The organism is Luteimonas sp. 3794 (assembly GCF_031456825.1).
Lineage (GTDB): Bacteria > Pseudomonadota > Gammaproteobacteria > Xanthomonadales > Xanthomonadaceae > Luteimonas.
Genome location: NZ_JAVDVJ010000001.1, coordinates 603,041 through 616,650, shown reverse-complemented (window position 1 = coordinate 616,650; position 13,610 = coordinate 603,041). Strand labels below are relative to the sequence as shown.

Sequence of the window (13,610 nt, the reverse complement as noted above, 5' to 3'; positions counted from 1 at the left end):
TTCTACGGGCGCCGGCCCTGCGCGCGTGAGCCGGACACTTTTGCCACTCGTCGGCCCTGGCCGCATTCACCCGTCGTTTCCGCTAGCATCGGGCGACATTCCCGCGCCGAGCGCCGCTGATGTCAGCCCCACTGAAGACCCGTGAACGCCTGACCGAAGTCCGGTACGAAATCCGTGGTGAGCTCGCGCGGCGCGCGCGGGAGCTCGAAGGCCAGGGCCGCACGCTGATCAAGCTCAACATTGGCAACCCCGGCGCGTTCGGGTTCCGCGCGCCGGATCATCTGCAGCGCGCGATCGCCGAGCGCATCCACGACACCGATCCCTATACCCACCAGCAGGGCCTGCCGGCTGCGCGCGAGACGATCGCCGCCTTCCATGCCGCGCGCGGCACGCCGGACGTGTCGGCCGACCGCGTGTTCGTCGGCAACGGGGTCAGCGAACTGATCGACATCGCACTGCGCGCGCTGCTCAATCCCGGCGACGAAGTGCTGGTGCCCTCGCCCGACTATCCGCTGTGGTCGGCGGCGACGATCCTCAATGACGGTCGCCCGGTGTTCTACCAGTGCAAGGCGGGCAACGGCTTCCTGCCCGATCCCGACGAACTCGAAGCGCTGGTCTCGCCGCGCACGCGCGCGATCGTGCTGATCAATCCGAACAATCCGACCGGCGCGGTGTATCCGCGAGCGCTGCTCGAGCGCATCGTCGCGATCGCCGCCAAGCACGACCTGCTGCTGCTGTGCGACGAGATCTACGACGGCATCACCTACGACGATGCGCCGTTCGAACCGATCGCGCCGATCGCAGGCCCCGTGCCCTGCGTGTCCTTCGGCGGCCTGTCCAAGGTGCACCGCGCCTGCGGCTGGCGCGTGGGCTGGGCGGTGCTGTCGGGAGACGAGGCGCGCAGCCGCGATTTCCGCAACGCGATGGATCTGCTTGGTGCGCTGCGTCTGTGCGCGAACGTGCCGGGGCAGTTCGCGATCGAGGCCGCCCTGACCGGCGTTGACACGATCAGCGCCCTGTGCGCGCCCGGCGGCCGTCTGCACGAGGCACGCCGCGCGGTGATCGAGGCTTGCGACGCGAGCCCTTACCTGCAACTCGTCGCGCCGGCCGGTGCGCTGTACGCGTTCCCCGGCATCGCGGAAGAATTCACCCAGGGCTTCGACGACCACGCATTCGCGCTGGAACTGATGGAAGCCGAAGGCGTGCTGGTGGTGCCGGGCAACAGCTTCAACGTGCCCTACCGCAACCATTTCCGCGTGACCCTGCTGCCCGAACCCGCGCAGCTGCGCGAGGTGTTCGCGCGCATCCATCGGGTGCTGGAGCGGCAGATCACCGACGTCCGCAAGGTCGTGCCGCTGGCCAGGCGCCAGATGCGCGTGGCCGGATGACCGCGCCGCGCCGCTATCTCGCGCTGGGCGACAGCTACACGATCGGCGAAGGTATCTCCGCCGAGGACCGCTGGCCGGTGCAACTGGCCGATGCCCTGCGCAGCGAAGGCATCGCGCTCGACGCGCCCGAGATCATCGCGACCACCGGCTGGACGACCGACGAACTCGACGCGGCGATCGACGCCGCGGCGCCGGTCGGCCCCTTCGATCTGGTGAGCCTGCTGATCGGCGTCAACGACCAGTACCGCGGCCGCGTCGTGTCGGAGTACACGCCCGCGTTCGAGGCCTTGCTGCAGCGCGCGATCGGCTTCGCCGGCGGCGATGCAGCGCGCGTCTTCGTACTCGCGATTCCCGATTGGGGCGTGACCCCGTTCGGTGCGCATTCCGGCCGCGACGTGGCCGCGATCGCGCGCGCGCTCGATGCCTACAACGCCGCGTCCGCAGCGATCTGCACCGCACGCGGCGTCGCGTTCGTCGATATCGCACCGGTCAGCCGCGCACACGGTGGCGAAGCGGAGATGCTCGCCGACGACGGCCTGCATCCGTCGGCTGCGCTGCATGCCGAATGGATGCAGCTGGCGTTGCCGGTCGCGCGCGGCTTATTGTCGCGGGCATGACTGCGACCACTTCCGACACCACGCCGCTCTCCACTGCCCCGTATCCGCGCGAGGACGCCCGCAACATCGCGCGCGCCTTCCTGCCCAAGCACGTGCTGGGCAACCGCTACGACTACTACTACACGCTGACCAAGCTGCGCACCGATCCGCTGTATCCGGGCGTGCTGCAGGCGCTGCGTCCGACCTCCGCACCGGTGCTCGATCTGGGCTGCGGCCTCGGCCTGCTCGCGCATGCGCTGCGTGCAGACGGGCAGGCGCTGCCGTTCACCGGCGTCGACATCGACGCGGCCAAGATCCGCCGCGGCCGCGAAGTCGCCGCGCGCGCAGGGCTGGCCGACGTGCAGCTCGACGTGCTCGATCTCGGCGTTGGCCTGCCCGCGCACCAAGGCAGCGTCGCGATCCTCGACGTGCTTCAGTACCTGTCACCCGACCGCCAGCGCGAGTTGCTCGACAACGTGATCGCGATGCTGGTGCCCGGCGCGCGTCTGGTGATCCGCAGCGGTCTCAGTGATGACACGCCGCGCAGCCGCACCACGCGCATCACCGATCGCCTCGCGAATTTCGCCGGCTGGATGCAGGAGCGCGCGAAGAGTTACCCGACCGCCGACGGCCTGCGCGGCCAGCTCGAGGGCGCGGGCCTGCAGACGATGCTGCGCCCGCTCTACGGCGACACGCCGTTCAACAACTGGTTGATCGTCGGCACCCGCACATGATCGCCCGCGACGGCCTGCCGCACGCGCCGATGCTGGCGCTCGACGATCCGTCGTGGACCACGCTGCGATGCGCCTACGGCGATGCGCGCGGCATCCCGGCGCTGCTGGCCCAGCTCGACGGCGCGCACGAGGACGGCTGGCAGAGCGAACCCTGGAATGCGCTGTGGTCGGCGCTGTGTCATCAGGGCACGGTGTACAGCGCCTCGTTCGCCGCGGTGCCGCACATCGTGGCACTGCTCGCCGAGGCGCCGGAACGCGCGACGTCGAGCCACTTCGTGCTGCCGGCCAGCATCGAACTGGCGCGCGCCGCGCACGACGCGGAGATTCCCGAACACCTGATCGACGGCTACGTCACCGCGCTGGCGCGACTGCCGCTGCTGGCCGGCCTCGTCGCCGCGCCCGACTGGAGCGAGCTGATGTGCATCGCCGCACTGGCCGCGACCGCGGCCGCCACCGGGCAGCACGCGGTCGCGGAGCTGTTGCTGGAGGCCGACGATATCGACGCGACGCTGGCGTGGTTGCGCGAAGAGTGACGCCGGTTTCGGGTTGATCGATCGCGTGCGATGGCAGCACCCCATGTTCGGCTGTGTGCTGCCCATCCAACGCAAGTGCGCCGCTGCGAGCGCCCGATCCGACATTTCTTGCGCGCACCGCCCCTCACCCCAACCCCTCTCCCTGAGGGAGAGGGGCGCAAGCCGCCCACCGACACGTTTCGGAGGATGAGCAGAGCGCCATGAAACCCGTCGCCTGTCGCAACCCGCAACTGATGCGTCACACCGCCTGATCCGGCAACACCGCCCGCAATCCCTTCGCCCGCATCCGCGCGAGCACACCCTCGATCATCGCGACATTGCGGCCGTGTTTCGCACCTTCGTGCAGCAGGACGATCGCGCCGGGTGCGAGGTCGGCGTCGATCCGCGCGACCACGTCATCGACATCCGCCTTCACCGCATCGAACCCGCGCGCGTTCCAGCCGACGCGCGCCAGACCCGCATCGTGCAGCGGCGCATGCACGAACGGATTGGTATGCCCGACGACCGAGCGGAACCACACCGGTGCATGCCCGGTGATGTCAGTCAGCGTGCGCTGGCAATCCAGAATCTCGCGCCGCATCCGCGCCGGGCCCAGGGCCCAGAACATCGCCTGCGGATGGGTCTGGCTGTGGTTGCCGATGCCGTGGCCGCGGGCAGCGATTTCGCGCACGAGCTCCGGTCGCGCGGCGGCGCGTTCGCCGACCAGGAAGAACGTCGCCTTCGCATCGTGCGCGTCGAGCAGATCGAGCAGCGCGCGGGTGTCATCAGAGGGCCCGTCGTCGATCGTCAGCCACACGCCGTCGCCCGGCAGCCGCGTCAGCACCGGGCCGTAGAGCCGCGATGCCGGCGCCAGCACGCCCCACAGGCACAGCGCATGGCTGAAGAGCAGCAGCGGCAGGCCGAAGCGCCAGCCCAGCTGCCACCAGACCAACGCGATCAGCACCTGGGAGGCGATCAGCAGGGGCAGCCACAGCTGCGGATGACTGGGCGGACGATGCACGGACATGGCGCGCATGATGCCACCGGCACCGCTGCGCACCCCTGCGCTGCGGACGCGGACAACACGGTTCGAGACTTGCATCGCAGGCCGCGCGGTACCATGTGGATCGTTCCCGCACCCCGGATTCCTGCCATGTCCCTCGACCCCGCCCTCCGCACCCGCATCGACACCCTGCTGCAGGGCAACCGGGCCGTGCTGTTCATGAAGGGCTCGCCGACGACCCCGCAATGCGGCTTCTCCGCCAAGGCGATCTCCGCGCTGGAAGCGGTGGGCATCGAGTACGCGACCGTCAACGTGCTCGAGGACGGCGAGATCCGCGAAGGCATCAAGGTCTACGGCGACTGGCCGACGATTCCGCAGCTCTACGTCGACGGCGAACTCGTCGGCGGCAGCGACATCATCGAGCAGATGGTAGGCAGCGGTGAACTGCACGGCCTGTTCGGCGTCGCCCCGCCCGACCGCACCCCGCCGTCGATCTCGATCACCCCGGCCGCGCGCGAGATGATCGCCAAGGCGGTGGGTGATGCCGGTGGCGACTACGTGCTGCAGGTCGACATCGACGGCAACTTCCGCACCCGCCTGCAGCTCGCCCCGCGCAGCGCGTCGGGCATCATTGCCCAGGCCGACGGCATCGACGTGCAGTTCGACCTCGCCGGCGCACGCCGCGCGGACGGCATGACGATCGACTTCGCCGACGACATCCGCGGCCGCGGTCTGGTCATCGACAACCCGAACGCGCCCAAGCCCGTGCAGGACATCAGCCCGGCCGATGCCAACGACCGCCTCGCCGCCGGCACGCTGACCCTCGTCGACGTGCGTCCGCCGGACGAGCGCGCCACCGCCAGCGTCGCGCGCCCGTTCGAAGTGCTCGACGGCGACGCGATCACCCGCCTGCAGCAGCTGCCCAAGGACACGCCGCTGGCGTTCCTGTGCCACCACGGTGGCCGCAGCCAGCAGGCAGCCGAGCATTTCCGCAATCAGGGTTTCACGCAGGTCTACAACGTCGTCGGCGGCATCGATGCCTGGAGCGACAGCGTGGACGGCGGCGTGCCGAAGTACTGAGTCCGGCCCGCGCGGTCCGTCTTCAGCATGCCGGGCTCAAGTCGCGCGTGGGGCGGCCGATATGACAATGTCCGCATCCGGGCGTATGCCGCGCCCATGCCCGTGAACCCAAATGCCCCCATCGTCGTCTCCTTCAAAAACCGCACGCATGCGTGAGACGCCGGGCGGTGCCGAGGGGGCGATCGGTTCCGAGGCGCTGGTGGCGTTGTTCTCCGGCGCGCACGATCCACTGCGACTGCTCACCGCCTTCGCCGACGGCGTGGCCGGTCTGCATGACGAGCTGGGTGGACTCGGCCGCTACCTGCAGTCGGCACGCCGCGCGGAGGACTGGCCGGCGTATGGGCGGGCGATGCGCCAGCTCATCGACAAGTACATCCGCACCGTCGAGCTGAACGCCGCGCCACCTTCCGCCGATGCCCGGCTGCTGCGGCTGCGCGGCCTGCTGCAGCACGCAGTCGGCAGCGGACTCACCGCGTTGCTGCGCAACGAGCCCGCGCTGGCGAATGAAGCGACCGCGCTGGCGGCGGCCCTGGGCGAATGGACGCCCGACCAGGACCTCGGCCCGCTCTCCTGGACGCTGACCGACCTGTGCACCCGCATCGGCGAACACGCCGAGGATGCCGAAGAGCAGGTCTCGCTGCTGCTCGGCCTGTTCGATCTGCTGCTGGAGAACGTCGGCGAGCTGCTGGACGAGAAGAGCTGGCTGCACGGTCAGATCGGACAGATCCGCAGCCTGCTCTCCGGGCCGATGAGCCGCTCGGCGATCGAGGATGCGCGCAACGAACTGCGTCAGATGCTCTACCGGCAGACGCTGCTCAAGAACGGCATCGACGAGTCGCGCACCGCGTTGCGCACCATGATGGGCAGCTTCGTCGAGAAGCTCGACGGCATGGCCGCCCAGACCGGCGAGTACCAGGATCGCCTGGCCGGCCACGCCGCCCGCATCCGCGAAGCGCGCAGCATCGGAGAACTCAACGGACTGCTCGATACCGTGCTCGAGGACACCGGCCGCATCCAGGCACGCGCGCTCCGCGCACGCGATGACCTGGTGGCGGCGCGACGCGAGCTCGAGGAAAGCGAGCGACGTCTCGCCCAGATGGAGCAGAAGCTCAGCGATGCCGCCGGGCTCGCGCGCGAGGACGAACTGACCGGCTGCCTGAATCGCCGCGGCTTCGACGAGGCCTTCGAACGCGAGGCCGCGCGCGCGCGGGTGGACCGGCCCTTGTGCGTGACCCTCGTGGACCTCGACGATTTCCGTCGCCTCAATGCGGTCCACGGCCATCTGGGCGGGGACGCAGCGCTGCGCCACTTCGTGGACGTCACCCGCCTGACCCTGCGCGACGACGACATCATCGGGCGCTTCGGCGGCGAGGAGTTCGTGATCCTGATGCCGGCCACGACCCTGCCGCATGCCGTGGCTGCGATGGTGCGCCTGCGCGCCGTGCTCTCGCACCGCCCACTCGTCTACGAAACCACCCGGATCGCGGTCTCGTTCAGTGCCGGTGTCGCCCTGCGGGGGGCCGGCGAATCCTTCGAATCGCTGCTCAAGCGCGCCGACCAGGCCATGTACCGGGCCAAGCGCGCAGGCAAGGATCGCACCATGGCGGCGATGACCTAGGCAGGCGTGCTTCGGTCCGCCGGCGGCCGGATCGTGCCGTGCGCGCGACCCGCTACACTCCGGCGTCCGCAACGAAGGGAACCGCATGCTGCCGGGCTGGGTACTGCTGCTGGTGTCGCTGGGCTATGCCGCATTGCTGTTCGCGGTGGCCTGGTACGGCGACCGGCGTCCGCTGTCCCCGGACCGGCCCTGGCTGCGCACGGCGGTCTACAGCCTGGGCATGGCGGTGTACTGCTCGTCGTGGACGTTCTACGGCGCGGTCGGCAGCGCGGCCCGGCAGGGCCTGGGCTATCTGCCGATCTATCTCGGACCGCTGCTGTTGCTGCTGTTCGGCTGGCGCATCCTCGAGCGGCTGGCGCTGATCGCGCAGTCGCAGAACACGGTGTCCATCGCCGACTTCATCGCCTCGCGTTACGGCCGCTCACAGCGGCTGGCGGCGATGGTCGCGCTGATCGCACTGGTCGCGGCGGTCCCGTATCTGGCGCTGCAGTACAAGGCGGTGGCGATCAGTCTCGGTGTGCTCGGCGGGCCGGACGATCCGGTCACCCCATTCGGCGATCCGGCGTTCTACGTCGCCGCGCTGATGGCGCTGTTCGCGATCCTGTTCGGCACGCGCCAGGTCGATGCCACCGAGCATCGCCCCGGCATGATGCTGGCGGTCGCGCTGGAATCGCTGGTCAAGCTGGTCGCGCTGGTCGCGGTGGGTGTGTTCGCGATCGCGTGGTTCGACGGCACCGACTTGAAACTGGTCGAGGCGACGCAGGCGCTGGTCAAGGATGCGCCGCCCAGCAGCTTCGTCGCCCAGTGCCTGCTCGCCTTCGCGGCATTGATCTGCCTGCCGCGCCAGTTCCACGTGGCGATCGTCGAGTGCGGCGACGTGCGCGACATCCGCCGCGCGCGCTGGCTGTTCGGCGGGTACCTGGTGATCATCTGCGTGATGGTGCTGCCGATCGCCAGCGCGGGCGTCGCGCTGTTCGGCCGCGACGGGCCGGTGGCACCGGACAGCTTCGTGCTGGCGCTGCCGATGGCGATGAACGCCGATTCGCTGGCGCTGTTCGCCTACATCGGTGGCTTCTCGGCAGCGACCGGCATGGTCATCGTGTCCTCGGTCGCGCTGGCGACGATGGTCAGCAACGATCTGGTGATGCCGATGCTGCTGCGCCGCGGCTACGCGGAGCGCCACGGCGGCAACGTCGCACGCACGGTGCTGTGGATCCGCCGGATCGCGATTGTCTGCCTGGCTGCGCTCGCCTACGGCTACTACCGCGTCAGCGGCACCGACACCACGCTCGCGTCGTTCGGGCTGATGGCCTTCGTCGCGGTCGCGCAGTTCGCGCCTGCGTTGATCGGTGGCCTGTACTGGCGCGGCGCGAGCCGGCGCGGCGTCGAGGTGGGCCTGCTGATCGGCTTCGGCATGTGGACCTACACCCTGCTGCTGCCGACGCTCACCCAGTCGGGCTGGCTCGATCCACAGTGGCTGACGACCGGACCGTTCGGCATCGACTGGCTGCGTCCGCACGCACTGTTCGGCCTCGCCGGCTGGGACCCGCTGACCCACGGCACGTTCTGGTCGCTGCTGCTCAACGTCGGCGCGCTGCTGCTGGTGTCCGCGCGCTGGCGCCCCACCCTCGACGAGCGCCTGCGCGCAGCGCCCTTCCTCGATCCCTATGCCGAACGCCGCACGTTCGCGTCCGAGGACTGGAGCGGCACCGTCGGCATTCCCGATCTGCTGACATTGACCGGCCGCATCGTCGGCGAGCGCACCGCCCGCGCGGCGTTCGACGAACACGCGCAGGTGCAGGGCAAGCCGCTCGCGCTCAATGCGCCTGCCGACCGCACCTGGCTGCAGTTCACCGAACGCCAGCTCGCGGCCGCGGTCGGTGCATCGTCGGCGCGCCTGCTGATGACCAGTGCGCTCAAAGGCTCGGGCATGGAGGTCGACGAGGTCGTCGCGATGCTCGACGAGGCCGGCCAGGAGCTGCGCTTCAACCGCGAGGTGTTGTCGTCCACGCTGGAGAACATCGACCACGGCGTCAGCGTGGTCGACCGGACGATGCGGCTGGTCGCGTGGAACCGCAGTTACCAGCGGCTGTTCGGCTATCCCGACAACATGCTCTACGTCGGCCGTCCGGTCGCCGACCTGATCCGCTACAACGCCGAACGCGGCGAACTCGGCCCGCGCGATGTGATCGACATCGATACCGAGATCGACAAGCGCATCGCCTACATGCGCGCCGGCTCGCCGCATGTGTCGGAGCGCGTGCTCGGCAACGGTCAGGTCATCGAGCTGCGCGGCCAGCCGCTGCCCGGCGGCGGTTATGCGACCAGCTACAGCGACGTCACCGACTACAAGCGCGTGGAACGCGAACTGCGCGACATCAACGAAACGCTGGAGCAGCGCGTCGCCGATCGCACGCGCGAGGCCGAGGCCGCGCAGGAGTCGCGTTCGCGCTTCCTCACCGCGGTCAGCCACGACGTGCTGCAGCCGCTCAACGCCGCGCGACTGTTCACCTCGGCGTTGCGGGAAACCCAGGACGGCGCGGAACAGAAACATCTCGCCGAGCGCGTCGACACCTCGCTGCGCGCAGCCGAGGAACTGCTCGACGGCCTGCTCGACGTCTCGCGCCTCGATGCCGGCGCGCTGAAACCCGAGATCGTCGATCTCGACGTGTCCGAACTGATGCGCCAGCTCGCCGGCCAGTACGCGCCGATGGCCAAGGCGCGCAAGCTCGACATCCGCCTGCACGCATTGCCGATCGCGGTGCGCAGTGATCGCCGGCTGCTGCGCCGCGTGCTGCAGAACTTCCTCGCCAACGCGCTGCGCTACACCCGCAGCGGGCGCATCGTGCTGTCGGCGCGCCGCCGCGGCGACCAGGTCGCACTGCAGGTCTGGGACACGGGGCCGGGCATTCCCGAGCACCACATGAGCCAGATCTACGACGAGTTCCACCGCTACGAACAGAACTTCGACTGGGACGGCCGCGGCCTGGGCCTGGGCCTGTCGATCTGCCAGCGCATCTCGCGCCTGCTCGGCCACACGCTCGACGCGCGCTCGAGCGTCGGCCGCGGCAGCATGTTCTCGATCACCGTGCCGCGCAGCGTCATGGCGACGTTGCCGCCCACCGCGACGCCCGCGCCGCTGCACGATGAATCGCTGCAGGGCCTGCGCGTGCTGTGTGTCGACAACGACGACGACATCCTCGCCGGCATGCGCGCCCTGCTGCGCCGCTGGGGCGTGGAGCCGCTGTGCGCGAAGACCATCGACGAGGCGATCGCGTGCATGGACGAATCGCCCGACGTGATGCTGGTCGACTATCACCTGCACGACCGCCTCGACGGGCTCGACACACTCGATGCACTGCGCGGCATCTCGCCCGACGTCCCCGGCGCGCTGCTGACTGCCGACGGCAGCGACACGCTCAAGCAGACCGCGCGCATCCGCGGCTATCGCGTGCTGACCAAGCCGGTGAAGCCAGCCTCGATGCGCGCCTTCCTCGGCGCCCAGCGCATGGCCGCCACCGCGCGCCGCGCCCGCGGCGACTGACGACCTTGCCAGTTCGCCGCGGCCCGGATCGGCCATCGGGGCGCCTGGGCGGTTCGCCGAGGATCCGGCTTGGCGTAGAGTGGGGCCGGGCGCCAGGCGCCTGCTCCGCGACCCGTCAACACAGACGGGCGCCGGCCACGCGCAACGGGAGGGTGCATGCGTATCGGAATCGTCGTCGACTCGGCCTGTGACCTGCCGGCCGACTGGTTGACCGCCCACGAGGTGAAACTGCTGCCGGTGACGGTGAAGATCGGCCAGTCGCAGTTCGTGGACATGCGCGACGAGGGTGCAACGCTGGATTTCGTCGAGAGCCACGTCGCCGGCCGGCACACCGCCGAGACCGCCGCGTTTCCGGCCGACAAGATCAAGGCGCTGTTCCTCGACGAGCTGGTGATCGACTACGACTACGTGTTCTGCCTGACCGTCACCCGGCACCGCAGCCAGATCCACGACAACGCGACCCACGCCAGCTTCGCGATCCTCAACGAGTACCGGCCGATCCGCGCGCAGGCCGGCTGCACCACGCCGTTCGCCTTGCGTATCGTCGATTCCCAGCAGGTCTTCGCCGGCCAGGGCATTCTGCCGGTCGAGGCGGTTCGCCTGCGCGATGCGGGCGCGAGCGCGCCCGAGATCCGCACCCGGCTCGAGTTCCTCGCCGAGCGCAGCTATGCCTACATGGTGCCGCGCGATCTGGCCTATCTGCGCGCGCGCATCAAGCATCGCGGCGACCGCAGCGTCAGCATGCTGGCGGCGCTGATCGGCAGCGCGCTCGACATCAAGCCGGTGCTGCATTGCCACCGCGGCGACACCGGCCCGGTCGGCAAGATCCGCGGGTTCGAGCCGGCCGCCGAACGACTCTTCGCCTTCGCCGTCGAACGCGTTCGCGCGGGACTGCTCACGCCGACGCTGTGCCTGAGCTACGGCGGCGATCTGGCGCAGATGCGCGCACTGCCGGGCTATGCCGAGTTGGTGACCGCGTGCGAGACCCATCACGTCGAGCGGTTTGAAACGGTGATGAGCCTGACCGGCATCGTCAATGTGGGCGTGGGTTCGCTCACCATTGGATTCGCAGCGCCGCCGCACGCCTTCTCATGACGGATTTCTAACGGCGCGGGTTGCTACGCTCCGGCTTCCATCTGCCCTCAAGGCCGCGCATGAGCACCCGCTTCCTGATCCGACTGCCCGATCCCGAGAAGACCCGCGCCTCCGGCGAGTACGCACTGCGTTCGCAGGGTGCCGATGGTGTCGCTGCCGAAGTGCAGGCTGCGTTGCAGGGCGAGGCGCTGTTCGCGCGCTGGCGCGACCAGCAGCCCGATCCCGACGAAGTCGATCCTGCCCTGGGTATCACGGATCCGTCAGCGCAGGTCACCGGCGAGGATCGCGATCTGGGCATCGATCTGGTGGTGACCACGTCCATTTCCAGCACTGTGCTCAAGCATCGTCTCTCGCTGCTGGCAGGCAGCAGCTGGGAATTGCGCGACGTCCGCGCAGGCTGAGGCCGACGTGCCGGAGCCCGTCCTGCTGTCGTGGAGCGGCGGCAAGGATGCGGCCTGGACGCTGCATGTCCTGCGGCAGCGCGCCGACGTGGTCGTCGTGGGACTGATCACAACAATCACCGAGGAATTCCAGCGCATCTCGATGCAGGGCATCCGCGTCGAGGTGCTGCATGCGCAGGCGGCGGCCGCCGGCCTGCCGGTTATCGAGGCGCGCATCCCGCAACAGGCGACGAACGCGATCTACGAGGCGCGCTTCGCAGCCGCGCTGGAACGCGCGCGCGCACGCTGGCCGACGCTGTCGACGATCGCATTCGGCGACCTGTTTCTCGCCGATATCCGGACGTGGCGCGAGGCCTTCTGCGCGCGTCACGGGTGGGCGCCGCTGTTTCCGTTGTTTGGCAGCAACACGTCCGCGCTGGCGGCGACGATGCTCGCGGGCGGGCTGCGTGCGGATCTGTGCTGCGTCGATACCGGTCAGCTCGACGCGGCGTTCGCCGGCCGCGCATTTGACCAAGCCCTGTGCGACGCCCTGCCCGACGGCGTGGATCCCTGCGGCGAACACGGCGAATTCCACACCTGCGTATCTGCGGGACCGATGTTCACCGCGCCGCTTGAACTCGAGGCGGGCGAGACCGTGCTGCGTGACGGGCGTTTCGCCTATACCGACTTCAAGCTTGCGCACGTACAGCGAATGCAGGCCGGCTCGCGCGATGGCAAGATGCAGCCCCGATAACGAGCCAGGCGCATGGCGCGGACAATCTACGACAAACCGACGCGGGCTCTTCTAAAGGACATGTTGATCGATCTGGGCCTGATGCCCGGACAGGTCCTGACGACATCGCGCGCGCTCGACTGGTTTGGGCAGAGATATCCCAGGCTGCAGCCAAACAGCATCCGCGCGCATCTGGTGCAGGCCGCGACCAACGATCCCAGCCGACTGCACCACGCGTCGACGAAAGCCTCCGACGACTTGCTGTTCAAGGTGGCACCCGGCCAGTTCAGGCTGTACGAACCTGGCAAGGATCCGGCACCGATCCACGAGCTGGTCGATGGCGATGTCGCAATCGAGTCAGCACTTCATTCCGAGTCCGACGCGCCAGTCGTCGAAGCGTCAGCTGGCTCAACGGAGTTCCTGCTCGAACGCGATCTTCAGCTCTATCTCGCGCGGCACTTGGAATGCATCGAGCCCGGCCTTCGCTTGTATGACCAAGACGATGTGTCGCCCCTGGAGTTCGATGCGGGTGGACGTCGCATCGACATCCTCGCGACTGATCGTGACGGCGGGCTGGTTGCGATCGAGCTGAAAGTGTCGCGTGGCTACGATCGCGTGATCGGACAGCTGTTGCGCTATGTGAACTGGGTGCGCCACCACCTCGCCGCTCCTGGACAGAACGTGCGGGGCATCATCGTTTGCCGCACGATCACTGAAGATCTGAGACTCGCATGCGCCAGCTTGCGTGAGATCGAACTGTTCGAGTATCAGCTATCGGTGCAAGTCGCCCGTGTACCAGCCCTTATGCTCCGCAACGGCACTGAGATCTGAAGCATGCGGCCATCCCCGCCCGGCGGGGGATACATGGACGTCAGGCCGTTGATCGGTAATACCCCGGGAGGATCAACGCGATGTGCCGCCGAAACG

At 68.9% G+C, this 13,610-nt stretch carries 12 protein-coding genes; 11 read left to right on the top strand and 1 reads right to left on the bottom strand.

Features of this window, described 5'->3' with window-relative positions:
- Positions 1-119: 119 nt before the first annotated feature.
- Genes J2X52_RS02750 through J2X52_RS02735 form a run of 4 tightly spaced genes read left to right on the top strand, consistent with a single transcriptional unit; the run spans position 120 to position 3,251 of the window.
- Positions 120-1,388, top strand: a complete 1,269-nt coding sequence (locus J2X52_RS02750; protein ID WP_310148299.1) for an aminotransferase class I/II-fold pyridoxal phosphate-dependent enzyme — start codon at positions 120-122, stop codon at positions 1,386-1,388.
- Complete coding sequence (locus J2X52_RS02745) at positions 1,385-2,005, top strand: SGNH/GDSL hydrolase family protein (RefSeq protein WP_310148296.1); 621 nt, start codon at positions 1,385-1,387, stop codon at positions 2,003-2,005. Before J2X52_RS02750 ends, J2X52_RS02745 begins: the two co-directional genes overlap by 4 nt.
- Complete coding sequence (locus tag J2X52_RS02740) at positions 2,002-2,718, top strand: class I SAM-dependent methyltransferase (RefSeq protein WP_310148294.1); 717 nt, start codon at positions 2,002-2,004, stop codon at positions 2,716-2,718. Before J2X52_RS02745 ends, J2X52_RS02740 begins: the two co-directional genes overlap by 4 nt.
- A complete protein-coding gene (locus J2X52_RS02735) occupies positions 2,715-3,251 on the top strand; it encodes a hypothetical protein (RefSeq protein WP_310148290.1) in 537 nt (178 codons plus the stop codon). Before J2X52_RS02740 ends, J2X52_RS02735 begins: the two co-directional genes overlap by 4 nt.
- A gap of 238 nt (positions 3,252-3,489) precedes the next feature.
- Here J2X52_RS02735 and J2X52_RS02730 read toward each other — a convergent pair whose 3' ends face one another.
- The gene (locus J2X52_RS02730) at positions 3,490-4,266 is read right to left on the bottom strand and encodes a polysaccharide deacetylase family protein (RefSeq protein WP_310148287.1); all 777 of its coding nucleotides are present in this window, start codon (positions 4,264-4,266) and stop codon (positions 3,490-3,492) included.
- Positions 4,267-4,383: 117 nt separating this feature from the next.
- Here J2X52_RS02730 and grxD point away from each other — a divergent pair, with 117 nt between their 5' ends.
- The 7 genes from grxD (at position 4,384) to J2X52_RS02695 (ending at position 13,514) form a co-directional block, all read left to right on the top strand.
- Positions 4,384-5,313 carry a Grx4 family monothiol glutaredoxin gene (gene grxD, locus J2X52_RS02725; protein WP_310148284.1) on the top strand — a complete coding sequence of 310 codons (930 nt, stop codon included), beginning with the start codon at positions 4,384-4,386 and terminating at the stop codon, positions 5,311-5,313.
- Between the two features lie 148 nt (positions 5,314-5,461).
- A complete protein-coding gene (locus J2X52_RS02720) occupies positions 5,462-6,931 on the top strand; it encodes a GGDEF domain-containing protein (protein ID WP_310148281.1) in 1,470 nt (489 codons plus the stop codon).
- Positions 6,932-7,016: 85 nt separating this feature from the next.
- Entirely contained in the window at positions 7,017-10,475 is a 3,459-nt protein-coding gene (locus J2X52_RS02715; protein ID WP_310148278.1) for a PAS domain-containing hybrid sensor histidine kinase/response regulator, read from the top strand.
- A gap of 156 nt (positions 10,476-10,631) precedes the next feature.
- Complete coding sequence (locus tag J2X52_RS02710) at positions 10,632-11,570, top strand: DegV family protein (protein ID WP_310148275.1); 939 nt, start codon at positions 10,632-10,634, stop codon at positions 11,568-11,570.
- A gap of 59 nt (positions 11,571-11,629) precedes the next feature.
- Complete coding sequence (locus J2X52_RS02705) at positions 11,630-11,971, top strand: hypothetical protein (RefSeq protein ID WP_310148272.1); 342 nt, start codon at positions 11,630-11,632, stop codon at positions 11,969-11,971.
- Between the two features lie 7 nt (positions 11,972-11,978).
- On the top strand, positions 11,979-12,704 hold the full coding sequence (locus tag J2X52_RS02700) for an ATP-binding protein (protein ID WP_310148269.1): 726 nt from the start codon (positions 11,979-11,981) through the stop codon (positions 12,702-12,704).
- Between the two features lie 12 nt (positions 12,705-12,716).
- Complete coding sequence (locus J2X52_RS02695; protein WP_310148267.1) at positions 12,717-13,514, top strand: endonuclease NucS domain-containing protein; 798 nt, start codon at positions 12,717-12,719, stop codon at positions 13,512-13,514.
- The last annotated feature ends 96 nt before the right edge of the window (positions 13,515-13,610 follow it).

Bases quoted from the DNA above. Each gene is read 5' to 3' on its own strand.
- J2X52_RS02705 (WP_310148272.1), top strand. From the start codon at position 11,630: ATGAGCACCCGCTTCCTGATCCGACTGCCCGATCCCGAGAAGACCCGC.
- grxD (WP_310148284.1), top strand. From the start codon at position 4,384: ATGTCCCTCGACCCCGCCCTCCGCACCCGCATCGACACCCTGCTGCAG.
- J2X52_RS02750 (WP_310148299.1), top strand. From the start codon at position 120: ATGTCAGCCCCACTGAAGACCCGTGAACGCCTGACCGAAGTCCGGTAC.
- J2X52_RS02730 (WP_310148287.1), bottom strand. From the start codon at position 4,266: ATGCGCGCCATGTCCGTGCATCGTCCGCCCAGTCATCCGCAGCTGTGG.
- J2X52_RS02715 (WP_310148278.1), top strand. From the start codon at position 7,017: ATGCTGCCGGGCTGGGTACTGCTGCTGGTGTCGCTGGGCTATGCCGCA.
- J2X52_RS02710 (WP_310148275.1), top strand. From the start codon at position 10,632: ATGCGTATCGGAATCGTCGTCGACTCGGCCTGTGACCTGCCGGCCGAC.
- J2X52_RS02720 (WP_310148281.1), top strand. From the start codon at position 5,462: ATGCGTGAGACGCCGGGCGGTGCCGAGGGGGCGATCGGTTCCGAGGCG.
- J2X52_RS02695 (WP_310148267.1), top strand. From the start codon at position 12,717: ATGGCGCGGACAATCTACGACAAACCGACGCGGGCTCTTCTAAAGGAC.
- J2X52_RS02745 (WP_310148296.1), top strand. From the start codon at position 1,385: ATGACCGCGCCGCGCCGCTATCTCGCGCTGGGCGACAGCTACACGATC.
- J2X52_RS02735 (WP_310148290.1), top strand. From the start codon at position 2,715: ATGATCGCCCGCGACGGCCTGCCGCACGCGCCGATGCTGGCGCTCGAC.
- J2X52_RS02740 (WP_310148294.1), top strand. From the start codon at position 2,002: ATGACTGCGACCACTTCCGACACCACGCCGCTCTCCACTGCCCCGTAT.